Below are 20,037 nucleotides of genomic sequence, written 5' to 3' on the forward strand. Positions count from 1 at the left end.
GAAGTAGCTCCAGCCTACTTGTCGACCGGGTTCAGCTGACCGTGACGGCTGCGCCAGCGCCTTCGACGGGCTCCATGCCCTCGGCGAGACGCATGGCCTCTTCGATCAAGGTCTCGACGATCTTGGACTCGGGGACGGTCTTGATGACCTCGCCCTTGACGAAGATCTGGCCCTTGCCGTTGCCGGAAGCAACCCCGAGGTCGGCCTCGCGGGCTTCGCCCGGACCGTTGACGACGCAACCCATGACCGCGACGCGCAGCGGTACTTCGAGACCTTCAAGGCCAGCGGTGACCTGCTCGGCGAGCGTGTAGACGTCGACCTGCGCGCGACCGCACGACGGGCACGACACGATCTCGAGCTTGCGCTCACGCAGGTTGAGCGACTGAAGGATCTGGATCCCGACCTTGACCTCTTCGACAGGCGGAGCCGAGAGCGACACACGAATCGTGTCGCCGATGCCCTTGCTGAGCAGCGAACCGAAGGCGACCGAGCTCTTGATCGTGCCCTGGAATGCCGGACCGGCTTCGGTCACGCCGAGGTGGAGCGGCCAATCGCCGCGCTCCGAGAGCATTTCGTAGGCCTGCACCATCACGACGGGGTCGTTGTGCTTGACCGAGATCTTGAAGTCGTGGAAGTCGTGCTCTTCGAACAGCGATGCTTCCCAGACAGCCGACTCGACGAGGGCCTCTGGTGTCGCCTTGCCGTACTTCTCAAAGATGCGCTTGTCGAGCGATCCGGCGTTGACCCCGATGCGGATCGAGACGCCAGCATCCTTGGCAGCCTTGGCAATTGCGCCGACCTGATCGTCGAACTTGCGGATGTTGCCGGGATTGACGCGTACGGCCGCACAGCCAGCGTCGATCGCAGCGAACACGTACTTCGGCTGGAAGTGAATGTCCGCGATGACGGGGATGTTGGAGTGCTGAGCGATCTCGGCGAGCGCGTCAGCGTCGTCCTGGCTCGGGCACGCCACTCGTACGATGTCGCAGCCCGCGGCCGTGAGCTCCGCGATCTGCTGAAGCGTCGTATTGACGTCGGACGTCAGCGTCGTCGTCATCGACTGGACTGAGACAGGAGCGTCGCCACCCACGTCGATCGAGCCGACCTTGATCTTGCGGGTCTTGCGCCGAGGAGTGAGCACCGGAGGCGGCATCGCCGGCAGGCCGAGATCAGTCATGAGAGCTTCACAGGGTTGACGATGTCGGCGTAAATCAAGATCACACTCATCAGCATAAGGAGAGCACCCACGCCATACGCGACCGGCAACATCTTGGCGACGTCGACGTAGCCCGGATCCGGACGGCCGCGCAGCTTGGCGATGGGTCGCCGGATGGCTTCCCACAGCGCACCCGCGATGTGTCCGCCGTCGAGTGGAAGCAGCGGAATGAAGTTGAACATCGCGAGGAAGAGGTTGAGGCCGGCGAGGAGCACGAGCACTCGCTGCGCCCTTTCGGCCCAGGTCGGATCGTCGACGGTGACGAGTTCACCTGCGACGCGACTCGCGCCGACGACACTGATCGGGCCGTTGGCTTCGCGCTCGCCACCGAAGGCCGCCTTGACGACGCTCACCATGCGCTCGGGCAGATGCACGATCGCTGATGCCGTCTCCCCGACGTAGTCCCCCATCACCTGAGCGACGTAGACAGGGCCTTGGCGCTGCATCGATTCGGTCGGGCCCACACCAAGAAAGCCGACGTTAACCGTCTTGGTTGGATCGTCGACGTCGAGTCGAGCGAGCACGGACGTGTCGACCGTGACCGACTTGGCGGCGCCGTCCCGCTCATACTCAATCGTTGCCTCGTTGTTGCCGTTGGCGCGGATCAGCGCGGTGAGCTGATCCCACTCCTCGATCTTCGTGCCATTGAACGAATCGATGCGATCGCCGGGCTTGAGTCCTGCCTGACGTGCCGGGGCGACCGGGTCGTCTGCCTTGCACGCGCGGCCCTTTTCAGCGGCGCTGATCGCACAGTCCGACACCGAAGCAACCGTGGTCGTCGGCTTCAGCGCGCCAAAGCCCATGAACACGACGGAGAACAGGAACACGGCGATGATGATGTTGACGGTCGGCCCGCCCGCCATGACGATCAGCTTCTGCCACCACGGCTTGCGATAAAACAGCCGGTCGAGATCCTTGTCGTCGACGTGCTCGTACTCGGCGTTGCGGGCATCGGAAACGAGCTGGGTGAACAGTCCCGTGTTGGTCTCACGCACCTCGTGCGGGTCGGCGTCCTTGGCCGGCGGCAGCATGCCGACGAGCTTGACGTAGCCACCGAGCGGAATCGACTTGAAGCCGTACTCCGTCTCGCCGCGCTTGGTCGACCAGACGGTGTTGCCGAAGCCGACGAAGAACTGGGTGACTTTGATCCCGAACTTCTTGGCGGGATACATGTGCCCGAGCTCGTGCAGGGCGATCGAGAGCACAACACCAAACACGAAGACCACGACGCCGAGCGTGTAGATCAGGGCGTTCATCGCTGCTCCACCAGTTGTGCGGCCCGGGTGCGGGCCCATGCGTCGGCGCCGAGAACGCCGTCGAGGGTCATGTCCTGTCGAGCAACGTCCGGATCGCCGAGATGCTCGTCGAGGACCGCGCCCACCGTGTCAACAATGCCGAGGAAGTCCAAATGTCCGGCGACGAACGCGTCCACACAGACCTCGTTGGCCGCGTTGAAGACGGCAGGGCCCGTACGTCCGAACTCCCCCGCCTTGCGAGCCAGAGTCACCGCCGGGAACGCCTCGTTGTCGAGTGGGAAGAACTCCCAGGTCGTGGGGTTCGTCCAGTCGCACGCTGCCGCCGAGCCCGGTACGCGATCGGGCCAGTTGAGGCCGAGGGCGATCGGCAACTTCATGTCGGGCGGTGAGGCCTGCACCATCGTCGAACCATCCGTGAACTCGACCATCGAATGGACTACCGACGACGGATGCACGACGACGTCGATGCGGTCATAGCCGATGTCGAACAGCAGGTTGGCCTCGATCACTTCGAGACCCTTGTTGACCAGCGTTGCCGAGTTGATCGTGATGACCGGGCCCATGTCCCAGGTCGGGTGAGCCATGGCCTGCTCGGGAGTGACGTTGGCGAGATCTGCACGCGTACGACCGCGGAACGGTCCACCACTTGCAGTGACGATGAGGCGTTGTACGTCCTCACGGCGTTCACCACGCATCGCCTGCGCCAGCGCTGAATGCTCGGAATCAACCGGGACGAGCTGGCCGGGTTTGGCAGCGCCGGTCACGAGTTCCCCGCCGATGATCAACGATTCCTTGTTGGCGAGCGCGAGGGTCGTACCTGCCTCGAGCGCAGCAAGCGTGGGAAGGAGGCCAACCGAGCCAGTCATGCCGTTGAGCACGACATCGCAGTCGACGCGCGCCACATCACTCGCAGCCTCAGGTCCGGCAAGGAGTCGCGGCACCCGATGGTCACCGTTCTCGTACCCGTGCCTCTGCGCCTCGGCGTAGAGCGCAAGCTGTACGTCCTCAGCGGCACTCGCTTTGGCGACAGCTACGAGCGGGACGCCGAACTCGATGGCCTGTTGCGCGAGGAGAGCTGGGTTGCCACCACCGGCTGCGAGCGCGACGACCTCGAAGCGTTCGGGGTTGGTGGCAATCAACTCGAGGGCTTGCGTGCCGATCGAGCCCGTCGAACCCAGAATGGCGACACGCTTGCGCATGTCGCCATTCTCTCGCACGGACGGACCTTCGGCCTATTCGCCCAGACAAAGCGATGGCGACACCCCCCGAGGGTGCCGCCATCGTGTGTAGCCCCGGGACGAGGCAGGCGGTAGTCCCACTGCCCTGTCCCCCCGCCCCGGGAGTCGTTACTTGACCTCTGACCTCAACACCGACCAGATGCCGAACGTCAACGGGATGACCAACCACGGAAGGCTGGAGACTCCGAGTTGGGCCCACTGCTCAGCAGTCGGGTTGCTGCCGTCGAACAACGGCGTCTGAGCGAAGCCGAAGTCGACCCAAGGCTGCAGATCGCGGAACCACTCCACGAATGCCGCGAGCGCTCCGAAGATGCCGGGCAGCACGAACGAGTAGACGAAGTAACCGACGATCGCGCCCGGTGTGTTGCGGATGAGAACACCGAGCATGAATCCGACCAGCAGTCCGAGCACGTTGGCGAAGATGATCACGATCATCTGCCTCAAGCTGACGTCCCAGTCCGTAGATACGCCGTTGACCGCTGCGCCGACCACGTTGCCGAGAGCGCCGATCGCAAACGCGATGACCATCGACACCACACCGACGAGGACCGAGGCAATGAGCTTGGCCCAGATGACCTGGCCACGATGCGGTACGAGCGTGAACGTGATGAGTCCAGTGCGCTGACTCCACTCACCGGTCACCGACAGGATCGCGATGACGGGCAACAGGATGGCCATCGGAACGCCTACGGCTGTGCCGAAGGAGTTGTACGAAATGATGTCGTCCGGCGCGAACAGAATCACACCGAGCGTGGCCAAGGCGGCCAAGATGCCGATGCTCATCATGAGCCAGAAGCCCGAGCGGGTGTCGAACATCTTGCGAAGCTCAACCTTCACCAGCCGACCCAGCGGAACGCCCGGTTTGGCGGTGTCGATCTTTTCCACGGTTGCGGTACTCATGCTGTGACTCCTTGGGTGGGCAGGGTTTCACGCTGGGTGTCACCGGTGAGCTCGAGGAACATCTCCTCGAGGCCGGCACCTTCTGCGGGACGCAGCTCGACAAGCGCCACGCCGGCGGCGGCGGCGGCTTGTCCGACAACTTCGGGAGCGGCTTCGGTACGAAGTCCCCCGTCACCGGAAGGCGAAGCCTCGAGGCCCGCCTTGGTCAACGCGTGGGCGAGTGCCGACGTGTCGGACGCCTTCACGAACGTTCCAGCCGTCTGGAGAAGTTCAGCCTTGGTGCCCTGGGCGACGATCTTGCCGCGACCGATCACGATGATCTCGTCGGCAATGACTTCGATCTCGTGCAGCAGGTGCGATGAGAGGAGAACCGTGCCGCCTCGGTTGGCGTACTCGCGCAACAGGATGCGCATCCAGTGGATGCCTGCGGGGTCGAGGCCGTTGGCCGGCTCATCCAGCATCAGGATCTTGGGATCGCCAAGAAGCGCGTTGGCAATACCAAGGCGCTGGCGCATACCGAGCGAGTAGTTCTTGACGCGACGCTTCGACTCATCCTTGGTCAGGCTGACCAGCTCGAGCATCTCGTCGATGCGCGACGAGGGGAGGTCCATCGTGAGCGCGCTGATCGTCAGGATCTCGCGACCCGTACGACCTGCGTGCTGGGCCGATGCATCCAGGAGGACACCCATCTGCGTGCCTGGATTGGGGATCGACTGGTACTTGACCCCCGAAATGGTCGCTTCGCCTGAGGATTGCGGCGTAAGACCCGCGATGATGCGCATGGTCGTGGACTTGCCTGCGCCGTTCGGGCCCAGGAATCCGGTGACTGAGCCCGGTCGGGCTTCGAAAGAGACGTCATCAACAGCTTTGAAGCCGCCGTACGTCTTTGAGAGGTTCTCAACTTTGATCATGTCGATCAGTCTGCCCGAGCGTGCGAGGCGCGCACATCCACCGGAGGGCGACAATCGCTAGCCGAAAGTATGAGACGCACAAGACGCTTGGACGACGCGCCGCGGCTGCCAGACCCCTAGCCTTGGGACGTGATCGCCGTCGACTACCAACCACCACTCAGCTGGTGGAGCCACACGTGGCGCTACGCGATCATGCTTTCGATTTCGGCCGCAGCGTGGGCCGAAGCGTTCGCCTGGCAGTGGGACCACGACCGCTGGTGGTTCTGGACTGACCTGGGCATCGGCGTCTTCACCTACGTGCTCATCGCCTGGCGCCGGTCGTTCCCCGTGCCCGTCGCCGTGGTCATCAACGCGCTGTCGTTCGTCTCGTTCTCTGCGGCGGGGCCCGCGACGCTTGCCCTCGTCTCGCTGGCAACACGCAGACGCTGGCGCGAGATCATCCCCGTCGGAATCCTGTCGCTCATCGGCGGACTGGTGCTGGAGAGCTTCAACCCAGTCAACAACGACGAGTTCGCGTTCACGATCCCGTTCATCGTGGCCATCGTCGCGGTAACGGTCGGCTGGGGCATGTACATCGGCTCGCGGCGCGAACTGCTTGCCACCCTTCGCGAGCGTGCGAACATCTCTGAAGCCGCTCAGGCGGCCAAGGTCGAACAGGCGCGTACGGCTGAGCGCGCACAGATCGCCCGCGAGATGCACGACGTCCTCGCCCACCGCATCTCGCTGGTGACGATGCACGCCGGCGCGTTGACCTACCGAACAGACCTCAGTGCCGACGAGATGCGGGCGACTGCGGAAGTCATCCAGGACAACTCACACCAAGCGATGGTCGAGCTTCGTGAGGTGCTGGGCCTGCTGCGCGACGGTCCCGGCGATTCCGCACCAGAACTCCCTCAGCCGTCGGCCACCGATCTGCCCGCCTTGCTCGACGAAGCCCGGCAGGCGGGCATGCGGGTCGAGTCGCAACTCATCGACCTCGACGGGATCCCCGAGACGCTCGGCCGCACTGCGTACCGAGTGATCCAGGAGGGCCTGACGAATGCCCGCAAGCACGCGCCCAACACGTCGGTCAACGTCAGCCTCGAGGGTGGTCCCGGTGATGGTCTGAAGGCGGAAGTGCGCAACCCGCTGCCCATTGGTTCCAAGCTGTCGGGCGAACCCGAGTCCGGTCTCGGCCTCATCGGCTTGGCCGAGCGCGCCGCACTGGCGGGTGGCCTGTTGACTCACCGCGTGACGCCCGAGCACGAGTTCGTGCTCTCAACGTGGCTACCGTGGCCGTCATGACCACTCGGGTGCTGCTCACGGACGACGATCCGCTGGTCCGTGCGGGGTTGTCGCTGATCCTCGGCGGATCCCCAGACATCACCGTCGTCGGCGAGGCAGTCAACGGCGCCGAAGCCGTGAAGATCGTCCAGGCGGGCGGGGTCGACCTCGTACTGATGGACATCCGCATGCCAATCATGGATGGCATTGCCGCCACGGCGGCCCTGCTCGACCTGCCGGATGCACCCAAGGTCATAGTGCTGACAACCTTCGACGCCGACGAATACGTCGTACGAGCGCTGGCGGCCGGAGCTCACGGATTCCTGCTCAAGGACACACCGCCAGCCGACATCGTCGCGGCGATCGGCAAGGTTGTCGATGGCGAGCCGATGCTGTCGCCCACCATCACAGCGCAGCTCATCCGACAGGTCACCGAGGCGGCGCCCGACGAACGAAGCGATGAAGCCTTGGTTCTGGCCGACAGCCTGACTGCCCGCGAGCGCGAGGTCGCCATCGCTGTGGGCCAAGGCTCCTCGAACGCAGAAATTGCTGCTGACCTGCACATGAGCATTGCGACTGTGAAGGCGCACATCTCCCACATCTTCACCAAGCTCGACGTGACAAACCGCGTACAAGTGGCAATTTGCATGCATGACGCCGGACTGCTCTGACAGCCGCTACATTTCTGCGCATGGCTGACGACTATCGCGACGTAAATCGCGCCAACTGGGACGAGCGCGCGCCAGCCCACATCGACTCGCCCGGCTATGCCGTCGACAAGTTCCGCGCGGACCCGGAGTTCATCTCTGACGTGGTGCGGTTCGACCTCCCGTTGCTCGGATCCGTCGCCGGACTCCGCGGAGTCCACCTGCAGTGCCACATCGGCACCGACACAATCTCGCTCGCCCGACTTGGCGCGCACATGACGGGTCTCGACTTCAGCGGTGTCGCCATCGCCGAAGCGCAGAAGCTCGCTACCGAGCTCGGTCACGACGTGAAATTCGTCGAAGCCGAGCTGTACGAGGCGACGGCAGTACTGCCACCGCATTCGTTCGATCTGGTCTTCACGGGGATCGGGGCCATCGGTTGGCTGCCCGACATCAAGAAGTGGGCGTCCGTTGTCTCGGGCTTGCTCGCTCCTGATGGTCGACTCTTCATCCGCGAGGGTCATCCCGTGCTCTGGTCGCTGGGAGACCGTACGGATGGGGTGCTTGCGATCGAGCACCCGTACTTCGAGCATGAAGAGCCCACGGTTTGGGATGAGCCGGGCACCTACGTCGAGACGGACACCGAGTTCGCTCACACCGTCACCCACGAGTGGAATCACGGCATGGGCGAGATCATCACCGCGCTACTCGAAGCGGGATTGACCATCACAGGCTTTGTCGAGCACGACAGCGTGCCCTGGGAAGCGATCGACGACCAGATGGAGCTGCTCCCCAATGGCGAGTGGCGCCTGCGCGATCGACCGCACCGACTCCCCCACACCTACACGCTGCAGGCCATCAAGCAGGGCTGACTGGCTCCCAAGCATCCGCAATGGGGATGTCCCGGCCCAGGATGTTGACCGCAGCCCGGTGACCTGACCACATCGCGGCCGTCACGGTGGCCGGGTCGTCAGTCCAGGTGGCCTCGCCGGCGATATGCAGCACTCCACCCACGGGCGTTGCAAGGGTGTCGTGGTCGTCCGTCGACGCACCCACCGTCATGTACGCGAACGAGCCGCGAGCGAAAAGATCGTCCTGCCAACCGGTGACATGCACGGCCGTCGGCTCTTCCACCCGGTCGCCGTACAGACGCCTCAACTGGGCGAGAACTGACTCGGCTAGCCGCGCGTCATCCCAGCCTCGCGTCGCCTTGGCTGCCGGTCCCGCCGCAAACGTGAGCAACGTGGGCGTGCCATCCACGGCCGTCAGGTCGTACCAGGAATGCCACCATTCGCCCTCTGGCCCCAGCTGACGGATCGCATAGACGCCCTCATCCCAGAACTTGGTCGGGAATCGCAGAAACACCTTCTCGAAGGCGTTCATCTCCAGTCGGCCCAAGGCACTGGCAACGGGCTCAGGCAGCGAGGGCGAGATGACGAAGTCATCGCTTTGCAGCACTCCCACCGGCACCGTCACAACCGCGGAGTCAGCTGAGAACGTTTCATCGCCGACTATGACTGTCACGCCGTCGGCTGCCCAGCGAACCTGCGAGACGACGTGCTCGAGGCGAAGGTCGAGACCCTTCGCCAGATTCTCGGGCAAGCGGCCGTAGCCGTCGGGGAACACAACCTCGTCGCCGTCGATTTCGTCGTTGTCCAGGCCGTGCGCGGCGAGATCCTCGATCCACGCGCCGAGTTGTTCCTCGGTTCGATGACTGAGGAACTCACGCACTCGGTCGGCCCGAGCTGTCTCCCAGCCCAGCGACGCAAGAGCGGCTTCTGACATCTCGGCGTACGTCGCGTCAGCGGCCGACGTCGCGATGAGGCTAGCCATCTCGCGATCGACTGCGCGAACGTCGTCGGCGAAGAGCTGGACCTCACTGTCCGACAGCCGCTCTGCTCCCGGCCCGAAATAGACGATGGGACGGCCGTCCGGCTGATAACTGCCGATCGTGTACTCGTGCGTCGGCATCCCGAACGCTTCTACGGCCGCGGCGACGGGGTTGTCGTCGACACCGTGGATCCACGACGCGCCACGATCCATCACGTGTCCGTCCGCACGGTCGGTCCAGACCCGGCCACCCACCCGGTCGCGAGCCTCGAGCACCACGACTCGACGGCCAGACCGCGCAAGTAGACGGGCTGCCGTGAGGCCGGAGACTCCCGCCCCGACCACGATGGTGTCGTAGCGATCCATGGCTTCATCCAACCGCATGCGTCAAGACAGCGGCAACGGAAATCGCAATGAAACACGGATTGTACGACGAAATCCCTTGTCTTCGCCGGTCGCGTATTGCGATCATGGCCCAATGACCTACTCCGACGAGGAATTTGCCCGACTCCAGAAGGCCGGCAAGCGCCACCTGTGGATGCACTTCTCGCGCCACGGCTCGTACGCCGACCACGACATCCCGGTCATCACCAAGGGTGACGGCATGTACATCTGGGACGCACAGGGCAAGCGCTACCTCGACGGACTCGCAGGTCTCTTTGTCGTGCAGGCAGGACACGGGCGCGAAGAGCTTGCCGAGGCGGCGGCCAAGCAGGCCAAGGAGCTGGCGTTCTTCCCGCTGTGGACGTTCGCGCACCCGATGGCGATCGAGCTGGCCGAACGCATCGCGTCGTACGCCCCCTCCGACCTCAACCGCGTGTTCTTCACGACGGGTGGCGGCGAGGCAGTCGAGACAGCATGGAAGGCCGCCAAGCAGTACTTCAAGCTGACGGGCAAGCCCAACAAGACCAAGGTCATCAGCCGCGAGATCGCCTATCACGGCACCACCCAAGGAGCGCTCTCGATCACCGGCATCCCGGGGCTGAAGGAGCCGTTTGAGCCGCTGGTCCCGACCACAGTTCACGTCGCCAACACCAACTACTACCGCGCTCCTGATCAGACGATGGATGAAAAGGCGTTCGGGCAGTGGGCCGCTGACGAGATCGAGAACGCGATCATCGCCGAGGGCCCCGACACCGTATGTGCCGTGTTCCTCGAGCCGGTGCAGAACGCCGGCGGCTGCTTCCCTCCCCCGCCCGGTTACTTCCAGCGGGTACGCGAAATCTGCGACCGCCATGACGTATTGCTCGTGTCAGACGAGGTCATCTGCGCATTCGGCCGCCTCGGCGACATGTTCGGAGCCAACCGCTACGGCTACGTCCCCGACATGATCACCTGCGCCAAGGGCCTGACCTCGGGCTACTCGCCGCTCGGCGCGATGATCGCCTCTGATCGCATCATGGAACCGTTCCTGGAGGGCACCACGAGCTTCCTCCACGGCTACACGTTCGGCGGCCACCCGGTCTCGACAGCGGTGGCGATGGCGAACCTCGACATCTTCGAGCGCGAGAAGATCAACGAGCACGTACGTGACACAGAGGGCGCGTTCCGCGGGACCCTCGAGAAGTTGCTCGACCTCGACATCGTCGGCGACGTACGCGGTGATGGCTTCTTCTACGGCATCGAACTCGTCAAGGACAAAGCCACGAAGGAAAGCTTCAACGACGCTGAGTCGGAGAAGCTCCTCCGTGGCTTCCTCTCAAAGGCGTTGTTCGACGGCGGTCTGTACTGCCGAGCCGACGATCGAGGCGACCCTGTCATCCAGCTCTCGCCACCTCTGATCGCTGACCAGTCCCACTTCGATGAGATCGAGTCGATCCTGCGCAGTGTCCTCAGCGAGGCGCAGAACCTGCTCTGATCGAGCCGCCTGCAAGGCGGGTGAGCACATGTTCAGACCTGGTTGAAGCGGAGCATGTTGCCTGCTGGGTCCCGTACGGCACAGTCGCGTACACCCCACGGCTGATCGATGGGCTCCTGCACGACGTCGGCTCCCGAAGCCTGGAGCTTCTCGAACGTCGCGTCCAAGTCGTCGGTCGTGAACTGCATGAGGCCGATCATGCCCTTGGCCATCATGTCGAGGAGCAGCTTGCGCTCGGCGGGAGGCGCTTCGGGGGCTGCCGGGCCGAGTACGACTGAGACGTCCGGCTGCGAGGCCGGACCGACGGTGATCCAGCGCATTTCTCCCTGGCCCACGTCGTTGCGAACGTCGTACCCGAGCACGTCGCGATAGAAGACGAGAGCCGCGTCGGGATCGTCGACATTGAGGTAGCTGGTTGAGATCTTGATATCCATGACGCCCACGCTATGGGTCAACCGAGAGTTCGCGCTTCTCCATTCCTGATCGGTCTGGTGTAGATCTTCTCGATGCAGGGCAGTGTGGTGTTCGGGTCGTGGGGACGGGCGCGATAGGCGCTGGGACTCTCGCCGACAAGCTCGGAGAACTTCGCGCTGAACGAGCCAAGCGACGAACAACCGACTTCGAAGCACACCTCGGTGACGGATAGGTCGCCGCGACGCAGCAGAGCCATCGCGCGCTCGATGCGTCGAGTCATCAGATAGCCGTACGGCGTCTCGCCAAAAGCGTCGCGGAAACTACGCGAGAAGTGACCCGGAGACATCAGGGCTGTGCGCGCCAGCACCGTCACATCGAGGGGGCGCGCGTACTCGCGATCCATCTGGTCGCGCGCCTTGCGCAACAGCACAAGGTCCGAGGTTTCCACGCGCTGAGTATTTCACGCAGGGTCAGCGAGTGCATGCGGCACAATGACTCGCATGACGGACCGCGCCATCTCTCTCGACGACAAGGCTCGCAAGATCATCGAGCTGCTCCAGGGCGACGGCCGCCTCTCCTACTCCGCGATCGCCAAGCAGGTTGGTCTCTCGGAGGCCGCCGCTCGTCACCGCGTGCAGAAGCTGATCGACAGCGGAGTCATGCAGATCGTCGCTGTCACGGATCCGTTGCAGATGGGGTTCGCCCGTCAGGCCATGATCGGCATCAAGGTGTCCGGTGACGTACGCGTTGTGGCTGCTGAGCTCGCCCAGATGGATCAACTCGACTACATCGTGATCACGACCGGCCGCTTCGACATTCTGGCCGAGCTCGTTGCCGAAAGCGACGATGAGCTCCTCGACATCGTGTCTGGCCAGATCAGCGCGCTGGAGCAGGTTGTGATGACCGAGACGTTCGTCTACCTGCAGCTCGAGAAGCAGACGTACGCCTGGGGTACTAGGTAGCCGTTCCACCTGCCAGCAATGAGCTGAACAGGTCCGGGAACGCCTCGCGCATCACGTCCTCATAGCCCTCAGGGTCACTGTCGGGTGCTGGCGACGGTTCGGATCGCCCTGCCCGCATCAGCAGATCCCACGGGACCTCAGTCTCAGGCGTGTAGAAAGTCTCACCTTCAAAGCGATAGATGCCACCAGCACTCGGCACAGCGCCAAGACGCGCGCATGCAAGGACCGCGATCGCCAGGTTGCGACCCGACGGGATGTCGATCGAAACTTCCGTACCGCTCTCGACCCCGAGGTGGTTGATGGCGCCAGCGACGCAGGCCGACTCGTGGGTGAGCTCTGCATACGACAACGGGCCGAGCTCGTCCTCGACGGCGGTGTCGTCGGCAAGTCCGCCGACCACGTGCTGGTCGAGGGCGCGGAACACCAGGCTCGTCATCGGCCGGTGAACTTCGGCGGGCGCTTCTCGTCGCGTGCCGCGGCAGACTCTCGTACGTCTTCGCTGGCCCAGACAGCCGCAAAGCTCGCGTCGATCGCCGGGTCATCAGCCGACGTGCTGTTGAGGATGAGCTTGTTGTGCGCGAGCGCGAGCGGTGCGAACTCAGCAATCTCGTGCGCCCAAGCGATCGCGTGAGCAAGGGTGCCTGCTCGGTCGGCGAGACCCACAGCAAGGGCGGCTTCTACATCGAGCGACTCGGCGCCAAGCATCAGTCGGCGCGCCGTACCCCCGCCAGCCAGCGCAGCCAGCGTACGAATCGTCCAGGCGTCGACCGCCATACCGTTGCGGGCCGTAGGAACGGCGAACTTTGAGGTGACGTCGGCGACTCGGAGGTCGCACGCCATCGCGAGCTGTGTGCCGGCACCAATTGCAGGTCCGTTCACCGCAGCGATGAGTGGGACCGGCACCTGGGTCAGGCGCGTCAACATCCCGTAGAGAGCCTCGAGGAACTCGTCGCCGTACACACCTCCGAGGTCAGCACCAGCGCAGAAGGCCGAGCCCTGTCCCGTGATGACGATGACTCTGGCACCGTCGTCGACAGCTTGGTCGACGCCGGCGTGGATCTCGCGGCACAGCTCGAGGTTGAGCGCATTGCGTCGCTCCTCGCGCTGGAGCTCGAGGATGACGACTTCGCCGTCGGTGGTCGCACTCAGCATGGTTCTCCTTGGTGCCTGAAACTGTGTCCCATCATCCTCGCGTGCCCCACCCGAAACCCGTTCGGCGACCCAATGTGACCTGAGACTCATATAGCCGTCACTTCACTGACATTGAATCGTTACTTCACCATGGACCTGTCTCGTCGCAAACTGATTCAATCTGGCGTTGTCATCGGCGGGGCGATGGCTCTGACGGACCTGGCGCTCTCGCCGGCCGCATGGGCTGTGGAAGGTCAGACCGCTCCCCCAGTGACCACTCTCGCTGGCACGCTCAAGCGTGGCACTCCCGGACCTGGCGGCTACACGCCGGTCGTTGAGGCGTCACACGAGCCCCACATCGCGCGTACCGACCTCGGAACACCTGCCAGCTCCACACCGATCTCCGGCCGTCAGTCAGTCACCGCGTTCGCGCACCTGACCGACGTACACCTCGTCGACGCCCAGTCGCCGATGCGAGTTGAGTACGTCGACCGCCTCGAGGACAAGTACACCGGCAGCGAGCCGACGCTCGGACTGCTGCAGTCGAGCTACCGGCCCCAGGAAATGCTGACTCTGCAGACCGCCGACGCCATGGTCCGGGCGGTCAACAAGGCAAAGTACGGTCCCGTACGAGGCGGCCTGCTCGAATTTGCGATCCAGACTGGCGACAACGCCGACAACTGCCAGCTCAATGAATTCCGCTGGAACATCGACATCCTCGACGGCAAGAGCGTCACACCGGACTCAGGCGACCTGACGAAGTACCAGGGTGTCTCCGACAACGTCGACTATGACGTCCACTACTGGCACCCGGATCCCGCGCCAGCCAACAAGCCGAACGACATCTTCAAGACTCGCTACGGATTCCCGCAGGTCACCGGACTGCTGAACGCCGCGCGTGCTCCGTTCCAGGCCGAAGGCATCAAGATGCCGTGGTACTCCGTCTTCGGCAACCACGACGGCCTCGTACAGGGCAACTTCCCGCCCGCACTGCAGCTTGGTGTCGTCGCCACCGGACCGCTCAAGGCGACCGCACTGCCTCCGGGCCTGTCCCAGTCGGACGTCATCTCCAGCCTCACGGCAGCCGATCCGAGCATCCTGGTGGCCGCAGCAGGTCTGGCAAGCGCCAGGCTCGTCAAGTACGACCCCAAGCGCAAGGTTCTCACCCGCAAGCAGGTCATCGCCGAGCACTTCCTCACTCCCGAATCGCCGGGACCCGTTGGTCACGGCTTCACCGAGGAGAACAAGACGAAGGGCACGGCCTATTACACGTTCGACAAGGGCCCGTTGTTCCGCGGGATCGTGCTCGACTCGGTCAACCCGAACGGCTACGCGGAAGGATCGCTCGGCACGAAGCAGATGGCGTGGCTCAAGACGACGCTGGCCAGCTCGAAGAACAAGTACGTCATGATCTTCAGCCACCACACGTCGGGCACCATGACCAACCCACTCATCGCGACTGGCGTCGATCTTGAGCAGCGCGTGCTCGGGCCGGCTGTCGTCGAGCTCCTGCTCGCCAACCCGAACGTGATCGCCTGGGTCAACGGCCACACCCACCGCAACCAGATATGGGCGCACACGGCCGCGACGGGTGGCACAGGGTTCTGGGAGATCAACACGGCATCGCACATCGACTTCCCGCAGCAGTCACGCCTGATCGAGTTGTTGGACAACCAGGACGGGTCGCTGTCGATCTTCACCACGATGCTCGACCACGCTGGAACGGTCGGACCGACTGGGCCGCTGACCTCAACGGTCGCCCTCGCCGGTCTCGCCCGCGAACTCGCCGCCAACGACCCTCAGGGTCGCAACAGCAACGCGAGCGGCACCACGGCAGATCGCAACGTCGAGCTGCTGGTCAAGAAGCCCGCGCTGGTCGTCTAACTACTCTGCAGCGGCCAGCTGGCCGCAGGCACCGTCGATGTCACTGCCGCGGGTGTCGCGGACGGTGGTCGGTATGCCCTTGGCGATGAGTCGTCGTACGAATTCGCGCTCGTCCTCTGGACGCGACGCGGTCCACTTCGAACCCGGCGTGGGGTTCAGCGGGATCAGGTTGACGTGCACCCATCCCCAGTCGCCGTACGACTGCAGGACGTCCCCGAGCAGGTCAGCACGCCAAGCCTGATCGTTGATGTCCTTGATCATCGCGTACTCGATCGAGACGCGGCGCTTCGTGGTCTCGGCGTACTCCCACGCGGCTTCAACGGCCTCGTGCACTGACCAGCGGGTGTTGATCGGTACGAGCTCGTTGCGCAGCTCGTCGTCGGGCGCGTGCAGCGACAGTGCAAGCGTGACGGGGATGCCTTCAGTGGCGAGCTGCTTCATACGAGGAACGAGTCCGACCGTGCTGACCGTGATGTTGCGCGCTGACATACCGAGTCCGTCGGGTGTTGGCGCAACCATGCGGCGTACGGCTCCGATGACGGCCTTGTAGTTGGCCATCGGCTCACCCATGCCCATGAACACCACGTTGGAGAGACGGCCGGGGCCACCGGCAACTTCGCCGCGCGCCATCTTGCCGGCAGCATCCTGAACCTGATCGACGATCTCGGCCGCGCTCATATTGCGCTCGAGTCCGCCCTGGCCAGTCGCGCAGAACGGGCACGCCATGCCGCAGCCTGCCTGGCTCGAAACGCAGATCGTGGCGCGGTCGGTGTAGCGCATGAGAACGGACTCGACGAGAGCTCCGTCGAACAACTTCCACAGCGACTTGACCGTGGTGCCCTTGTCAGCCTCCATCGTGCGGACGGGGTTGAGCAGTGTCGGCAACAACTCGGCGACGATGCGGTCACGGCTCGCGGCCGGCAGATCCGTCATATTGGCGGGATCGCGCTCAAGGCGGCTGTAGTAGTGGTTGGCGACCTGCTTGACGCGGAATGCCGGCTCCCCCAGAGCTTCGGCGACAGCTGTTCGCTCCTCGGCCGTCAGGTCGGCAAGATGCCGCGGAGGCTTGACGCGACCACGCTTCTGCTCGAAGACAAGCGGCAGCGGGTTCGGATTGACGGAGGACACACCACATTCTCTCATTCGGGCGCCCGATCCCCCGAATCGTCAGACCGGCGCTACGTCCACCTCGACGTTGAGCGATGAGGTCTTGGCCTCGGTGAAGATGACGCCCTTGACCGGCGGCACATCCGCGTAGTCGCGACCCCAGGCGAGTGTCACGTAGCGATCGTTGGCCCATTGGTCGTTGGTCGGGTCGACAGCAAGCCACCCACCACCAGGCAGCCACACCGCGGCCCACGCGTGGGTGGCATCGGCGCCAAACACGCGCTCTTTGCCCGGCGGTGGCTGGGTGGCGAGATAACCGCTGACATACCGGGCTGCGAGCCCATGCGTACGCAGGCAGGCCAGCGTGAGGTGCGCGAAGTCCTGGCACACACCCGCACGCTGCGCGAAAACATCTTCGAGTCGCGACGTCACGGTCGTGGCCGTCTTGTCGTAGCGAAAGTCTGTGTTGATGCGATGCATCAGGTCAGTCACGGCTTCGCCGATGGGACGGCCAGGCTGCAGCGATTCGGCGCCGTACTCGCGCACTTCGGCGGTGTGATCGGCGAGCGCGGACGGGAGAGCGAAGTCTTGGGCACGCCACGCGTCATCGACGTCGTCGCGGGCTGATGGGATCGCCTGCTCCCAGGGTGTCGCCAGCGCCTGCTCGTCGTATGTCGGCGCATCGACCTCTACCCGACTGGTCGCGAGGATGTCGAGGTTCTTGTGGGCCGTGGTGACCTGGAAGTAGGTGGCTGTGTTGCCGTAGAAGTCGAGATCTTCGGTGCGATCGATGGCCACAGGTTCGATGACGAGCTCGCGCTCCAGCACCCGCTGCCACGGCAGCTCGCGCGGCACCAAGTAGGCGATGCCCAGGCTGTCGCTGACGTCCTCGTCGTACGAGTACGTCGTACGGTGCGAGACCTCGTACCTCATGACACGCCACCAAAGCCGAAGGCACGCGGTGCCGGGCCGACTGCGAAGTGCAGCTCGCCGATCGCCTCGGCAACCCGCGAGAGCTGGCTGACGTAGCCGTCAAGGAACCGTTCGAGGTTGGGGCGACGCTCCCCCTCGACCGCGACCAAGCTGGCAACGTCTGCGCGCGCCAACTCGTGGGCGAGATCGTCGAGCAGACGCTCGGGGCGAGTCGCGCCGGTCGAACCTGGCATCGCTGCGAGATGCTCACGCAGCTCGCTGATGCCGAACGCCAGAGAGCGGGGGTTGTCGGCATCCATCAGGAGCAGGTCGAGCACACCCGCGAGTCGTACGTACCCGCGATAGCGCCGACGGTGGGTGACGGCACTCTCGGCGATCGACAACACGGCGTTGTTGATCTCGCGGTCGATGTCGATGCCCCGACGTACGGTCGTCGTCGCGCGCAACAGGTGGCTGAGCTGGAGCCCGCGCTCGACAACTCGTCCGGCACTGATCATGCGCCAGCCGGGATCGCGCATCATGTTGGCCGTGACACCCTGAAGCGAGAGGATGCCGGTCAGCATGCGGCTGGCGCTCTCGGAGACTTGGTGGCTGTAGTGATAGCTCGTCAGGGCAGCCGACGCACGCTCGGTCGAGCTGAATGCGTGCCAGACGTCAGGCGACAGCTGGTCACGTACGCTCTGCGCGGCTTCACGCAGCGAGCTGATCGACTGGGCAACCGAGCCAGGACGATCCTTGTCGAGCAGCAGCGAGCGGAAATGGGCGTCGAGACTGTCGCGTTCGAACGGTACGTCGCTCAGCCGGGTGATCGCACTGAGCAACACGGCCAGACTGGCGCCGCCAACGGTGTGTGGACGGCTGGCGTTGTCTTCTGCGCTGGCATGCGTCGCGAGGATCAGTCGCAGCATGTCCTCAGCCCGTTCGGCATACCGGCCGAACCAGAACATGTCCTCGAGCACGCGCGGCACCATGGCAGCTGTGGCGCGCCCCTGCGTGATCGGCAGCACCTCGGAAAGGCCCTGGTCGGCGTCCTCAGCACGCTCCTTGAGCACCCACACGTCTTTGCTCGATGCCGTGGCACCTTCGCCAATGACGTTGGCCAGACCGCCGACCAGTGGTCTGTACGTCGACCCGTAGCGAAGAGTGAACGTACGCAGCGTCAACGCCTGCGGCCGGATGCCCCGTGAACCGTAGGACGGAGCCTGCGAGAGCGACAGCGACTCCTGCCCGACATACCGATGTGGTTCGGCACGGATGAGCTCTCGCAGCGCGTCAGGAGTCAGGTGACCCAGGTCGACGGGATTGTCGATCGCTCGAATAACCAGATCGTCGATGTTGTCCTCCACGAAGGACAGCGACCGGGGCAAACCACACCAATAGGTCTGCACCGACGGAATGCGCAACGGCTCGTCCAGCAACGTCTCGCACATGGCCGACATGAACGGGAGCAGGCCCGGGTTCTCGAGCACGCCAGCTCCGAGGCCGTTGACGACACGTACGGTGCCGCGGCGTACCGCCTCTGAAAGTCCCGCAACGCCGAGCTGGGAGTTCTTGCGCAGCTCAAGCGCATCGCTCCAGGCCGCATCGACGCGCCGCAGGATCACATCGACGCGCTCGAGTCGACCGAACACACGCACCCAAACAGAGCCTTCGCGCATCACCAGGTCGCTTCCCTCAACGAGAGGGAAGCCAAGCATCGACGCCACGAAGGCCTGGTCGTACGACGTCTCCGAGTGCGTACCGGGCGACAACACGACGACGCGAGGATCTGGAGCGCCGTTGGGCGCAGCCTCCATCAGCGTCGTGCGGAGCGCCTGGAAGAACGGAGCCATGCGATGCATTCCGGCCTGGCGGTAGAGCTCGGGCATCACGCGTGAGATGACTCGACGGTTCTCCATTGCAAACCCGATGCCAGACGGGGCCTGGGCACGATCGGCGATGACCTGCCACTCCCCTGCCGCATTGCGGCCGAGATCAGCGGCTGCAAGCAGCAGTGGCCACGGATCGTGGGCTGACGCACGTGCTGACACGCGCAGGAATCCCGAGTGCCCAAACACGAGCGCTGGCGGGAGTACACCCGACGACAGCAGGCGCTGCGGGCCATAGAGGTCGACCAGGATCGCGTTGAGCAGCTCCGTCCGCTGCGCCAGCCCGATCTCGAGCGGCGTCCATTCTGCGGAATCGATGACGAGCGGGATCGGGTCGAGTCGCCACGGGCCCGGCGACTGCTCTGGCGGCGTGTATGTGACGCCATCGTCGGCCAGCATCCGCTCGATGTCACCCGTGACGCGTACGAGGTCGGACTCGGTGAGCTGGACCGCCGTCTCGGCGAGACCCTTCCACGCCGTGCGCAGGCTGCCGTCGGGGGCGACGACCTCGTCGTACCGGGTGGCATCGCTGGTCAACGTCGGCTGAGTGACCGCGGCGGAATAGTCCTGGAGCGCAGTCACCGGCATCGCCTCAGGTCATGGAGCACGGGATCACCCT

19 protein-coding genes are annotated in these 20,037 nt (G+C 64.3%); 6 read left to right on the top strand and 13 right to left on the bottom strand.

Features of this window, described 5'->3' with window-relative positions:
• Window positions 1-31: 31 nt before the first annotated feature.
• The 5 genes from ispG to J2X11_RS11400 all read right to left on the bottom strand — a co-directional run bounded on the left by ispG (window position 32) and on the right by J2X11_RS11400 (window position 5,521).
• The gene (gene ispG, locus J2X11_RS11380) at window positions 32-1,177 is read right to left on the bottom strand and encodes a flavodoxin-dependent (E)-4-hydroxy-3-methylbut-2-enyl-diphosphate synthase (protein ID WP_309970924.1); all 1,146 of its coding nucleotides are present in this window, start codon (window positions 1,175-1,177) and stop codon (window positions 32-34) included.
• Window positions 1,174-2,472 carry a M50 family metallopeptidase gene (locus J2X11_RS11385; RefSeq protein WP_309970925.1) on the bottom strand — a complete coding sequence of 433 codons (1,299 nt, stop codon included), beginning with the start codon at window positions 2,470-2,472 and terminating at the stop codon, window positions 1,174-1,176. Before J2X11_RS11385 ends, ispG begins: the two co-directional genes overlap by 4 nt.
• The gene (gene dxr, locus J2X11_RS11390) at window positions 2,469-3,671 is read right to left on the bottom strand and encodes a 1-deoxy-D-xylulose-5-phosphate reductoisomerase (RefSeq protein WP_309970928.1); all 1,203 of its coding nucleotides are present in this window, start codon (window positions 3,669-3,671) and stop codon (window positions 2,469-2,471) included. The genes J2X11_RS11385 and dxr overlap by 4 nt, the downstream gene beginning before the upstream one ends.
• A 147-nt stretch (window positions 3,672-3,818) precedes the next feature.
• The gene (locus J2X11_RS11395; RefSeq protein WP_309970932.1) at window positions 3,819-4,610 is read right to left on the bottom strand and encodes an ABC transporter permease; all 792 of its coding nucleotides are present in this window, start codon (window positions 4,608-4,610) and stop codon (window positions 3,819-3,821) included.
• The gene (locus tag J2X11_RS11400; protein ID WP_309970933.1) at window positions 4,607-5,521 is read right to left on the bottom strand and encodes an ABC transporter ATP-binding protein; all 915 of its coding nucleotides are present in this window, start codon (window positions 5,519-5,521) and stop codon (window positions 4,607-4,609) included. Before J2X11_RS11400 ends, J2X11_RS11395 begins: the two co-directional genes overlap by 4 nt.
• A gap of 129 nt (window positions 5,522-5,650) precedes the next feature.
• Between J2X11_RS11400 and J2X11_RS11405 the strand changes: the two genes are divergently transcribed.
• The 3 genes from J2X11_RS11405 to J2X11_RS11415 are packed head-to-tail and all read left to right on the top strand — an operon-like array spanning window position 5,651 to window position 8,303.
• Window positions 5,651-6,805, top strand: a complete 1,155-nt coding sequence (locus J2X11_RS11405) for a sensor histidine kinase (protein ID WP_309970935.1) — start codon at window positions 5,651-5,653, stop codon at window positions 6,803-6,805.
• Window positions 6,802-7,455: a response regulator transcription factor gene (locus J2X11_RS11410; protein ID WP_309970938.1), complete on the top strand. Its 654-nt coding sequence runs from the start codon at window positions 6,802-6,804 to the stop codon at window positions 7,453-7,455. The genes J2X11_RS11405 and J2X11_RS11410 overlap by 4 nt, the downstream gene beginning before the upstream one ends.
• Before the next feature lie 20 nt (window positions 7,456-7,475).
• Window positions 7,476-8,303, top strand: coding sequence for a class I SAM-dependent methyltransferase (locus J2X11_RS11415; protein WP_309970941.1), 828 nt, complete (start codon window positions 7,476-7,478; stop codon window positions 8,301-8,303).
• Here J2X11_RS11415 and J2X11_RS11420 read toward each other — a convergent pair.
• Complete coding sequence (locus J2X11_RS11420; protein ID WP_309970944.1) at window positions 8,290-9,627, bottom strand: flavin monoamine oxidase family protein; 1,338 nt, start codon at window positions 9,625-9,627, stop codon at window positions 8,290-8,292. The genes J2X11_RS11415 and J2X11_RS11420 overlap by 14 nt on opposite strands.
• Before the next feature lie 112 nt (window positions 9,628-9,739).
• Between J2X11_RS11420 and J2X11_RS11425 the strand changes: the two genes are divergently transcribed.
• Entirely contained in the window at window positions 9,740-11,119 is a 1,380-nt protein-coding gene (locus J2X11_RS11425; protein WP_309970947.1) for an aspartate aminotransferase family protein, read from the top strand.
• 32 nt (window positions 11,120-11,151) lie between these two features.
• Here the strand turns inward: J2X11_RS11425 and J2X11_RS11430 are convergent, their stop codons facing one another.
• Together J2X11_RS11430 and J2X11_RS11435 are read right to left on the bottom strand one after the other, a co-directional pair.
• Window positions 11,152-11,553 (bottom strand): VOC family protein, encoded by a 402-nt coding sequence (locus J2X11_RS11430; protein WP_309970950.1) that lies wholly within the window; start codon window positions 11,551-11,553, stop codon window positions 11,152-11,154.
• 17 nt (window positions 11,554-11,570) lie between these two features.
• Entirely contained in the window at window positions 11,571-11,936 is a 366-nt protein-coding gene (locus J2X11_RS11435; RefSeq protein ID WP_309972359.1) for a helix-turn-helix transcriptional regulator, read from the bottom strand.
• A gap of 97 nt (window positions 11,937-12,033) precedes the next feature.
• Between J2X11_RS11435 and J2X11_RS11440 the strand changes: the two genes are divergently transcribed.
• Window positions 12,034-12,495: an Lrp/AsnC family transcriptional regulator gene (locus J2X11_RS11440; RefSeq protein ID WP_309970953.1), complete on the top strand. Its 462-nt coding sequence runs from the start codon at window positions 12,034-12,036 to the stop codon at window positions 12,493-12,495.
• Here J2X11_RS11440 and J2X11_RS11445 read toward each other — a convergent pair.
• A complete protein-coding gene (locus J2X11_RS11445; protein WP_309970955.1) occupies window positions 12,488-12,931 on the bottom strand; it encodes an AMP-binding protein in 444 nt (147 codons plus the stop codon). The genes J2X11_RS11440 and J2X11_RS11445 overlap by 8 nt on opposite strands.
• Window positions 12,928-13,647: an enoyl-CoA hydratase gene (locus J2X11_RS11450; protein WP_309970959.1), complete on the bottom strand. Its 720-nt coding sequence runs from the start codon at window positions 13,645-13,647 to the stop codon at window positions 12,928-12,930. Before J2X11_RS11450 ends, J2X11_RS11445 begins: the two co-directional genes overlap by 4 nt.
• A 183-nt stretch (window positions 13,648-13,830) precedes the next feature.
• Here J2X11_RS11450 and J2X11_RS11455 point away from each other — a divergent pair, with 183 nt between their 5' ends.
• Entirely contained in the window at window positions 13,831-15,510 is a 1,680-nt protein-coding gene (locus J2X11_RS11455) for a TIGR03767 family metallophosphoesterase (protein ID WP_309970963.1), read from the top strand.
• Here J2X11_RS11455 and rlmN read toward each other — a convergent pair whose 3' ends face one another.
• Genes rlmN through J2X11_RS11470 form a run of 3 tightly spaced genes read right to left on the bottom strand, consistent with a single transcriptional unit; the run spans window position 15,511 to window position 20,000 of the window.
• The gene (gene rlmN / locus J2X11_RS11460) at window positions 15,511-16,638 is read right to left on the bottom strand and encodes a dual-specificity RNA methyltransferase RlmN (RefSeq protein ID WP_309970966.1); all 1,128 of its coding nucleotides are present in this window, start codon (window positions 16,636-16,638) and stop codon (window positions 15,511-15,513) included.
• A gap of 39 nt (window positions 16,639-16,677) precedes the next feature.
• Window positions 16,678-17,550, bottom strand: a complete 873-nt coding sequence (locus tag J2X11_RS11465; RefSeq protein ID WP_309970968.1) for a transglutaminase family protein — start codon at window positions 17,548-17,550, stop codon at window positions 16,678-16,680.
• Window positions 17,547-20,000 carry a circularly permuted type 2 ATP-grasp protein gene (locus tag J2X11_RS11470; RefSeq protein WP_309970970.1) on the bottom strand — a complete coding sequence of 818 codons (2,454 nt, stop codon included), beginning with the start codon at window positions 19,998-20,000 and terminating at the stop codon, window positions 17,547-17,549. Before J2X11_RS11470 ends, J2X11_RS11465 begins: the two co-directional genes overlap by 4 nt.
• Window positions 20,001-20,037: the final 37 nt, after the last annotated feature.

Origin of the sequence: Aeromicrobium panaciterrae (genome assembly GCF_031457275.1) — a bacterium.
GTDB lineage: Bacteria > Actinomycetota > Actinomycetes > Propionibacteriales > Nocardioidaceae > Aeromicrobium > Aeromicrobium panaciterrae_A.

Excerpts from the sequence above, each read along its gene's own strand:
- J2X11_RS11425 (WP_309970947.1), top strand. The coding sequence starts at position 9,740 with ATGACCTACTCCGACGAGGAATTTGCCCGACTCCAGAAGGCCGGCAAG.
- J2X11_RS11385 (WP_309970925.1), bottom strand. The coding sequence starts at position 2,472 with ATGAACGCCCTGATCTACACGCTCGGCGTCGTGGTCTTCGTGTTTGGT.
- J2X11_RS11450 (WP_309970959.1), bottom strand. The coding sequence starts at position 13,647 with ATGCTGAGTGCGACCACCGACGGCGAAGTCGTCATCCTCGAGCTCCAG.
- J2X11_RS11440 (WP_309970953.1), top strand. The coding sequence starts at position 12,034 with ATGACGGACCGCGCCATCTCTCTCGACGACAAGGCTCGCAAGATCATC.
- J2X11_RS11435 (WP_309972359.1), bottom strand. The coding sequence starts at position 11,936 with ATGGATCGCGAGTACGCGCGCCCCCTCGATGTGACGGTGCTGGCGCGC.
- ispG (WP_309970924.1), bottom strand. The coding sequence starts at position 1,177 with ATGACTGATCTCGGCCTGCCGGCGATGCCGCCTCCGGTGCTCACTCCT.
- J2X11_RS11455 (WP_309970963.1), top strand. The coding sequence starts at position 13,831 with ATGGCTCTGACGGACCTGGCGCTCTCGCCGGCCGCATGGGCTGTGGAA.
- J2X11_RS11400 (WP_309970933.1), bottom strand. The coding sequence starts at position 5,521 with ATGATCAAAGTTGAGAACCTCTCAAAGACGTACGGCGGCTTCAAAGCT.
- J2X11_RS11430 (WP_309970950.1), bottom strand. The coding sequence starts at position 11,553 with ATGGATATCAAGATCTCAACCAGCTACCTCAATGTCGACGATCCCGAC.
- J2X11_RS11420 (WP_309970944.1), bottom strand. The coding sequence starts at position 9,627 with ATGGATCGCTACGACACCATCGTGGTCGGGGCGGGAGTCTCCGGCCTC.
- J2X11_RS11465 (WP_309970968.1), bottom strand. The coding sequence starts at position 17,550 with ATGAGGTACGAGGTCTCGCACCGTACGACGTACTCGTACGACGAGGAC.
- dxr (WP_309970928.1), bottom strand. The coding sequence starts at position 3,671 with ATGCGCAAGCGTGTCGCCATTCTGGGTTCGACGGGCTCGATCGGCACG.
- J2X11_RS11415 (WP_309970941.1), top strand. The coding sequence starts at position 7,476 with ATGGCTGACGACTATCGCGACGTAAATCGCGCCAACTGGGACGAGCGC.
- J2X11_RS11445 (WP_309970955.1), bottom strand. The coding sequence starts at position 12,931 with ATGACGAGCCTGGTGTTCCGCGCCCTCGACCAGCACGTGGTCGGCGGA.
- J2X11_RS11410 (WP_309970938.1), top strand. The coding sequence starts at position 6,802 with ATGACCACTCGGGTGCTGCTCACGGACGACGATCCGCTGGTCCGTGCG.
- J2X11_RS11395 (WP_309970932.1), bottom strand. The coding sequence starts at position 4,610 with ATGAGTACCGCAACCGTGGAAAAGATCGACACCGCCAAACCGGGCGTT.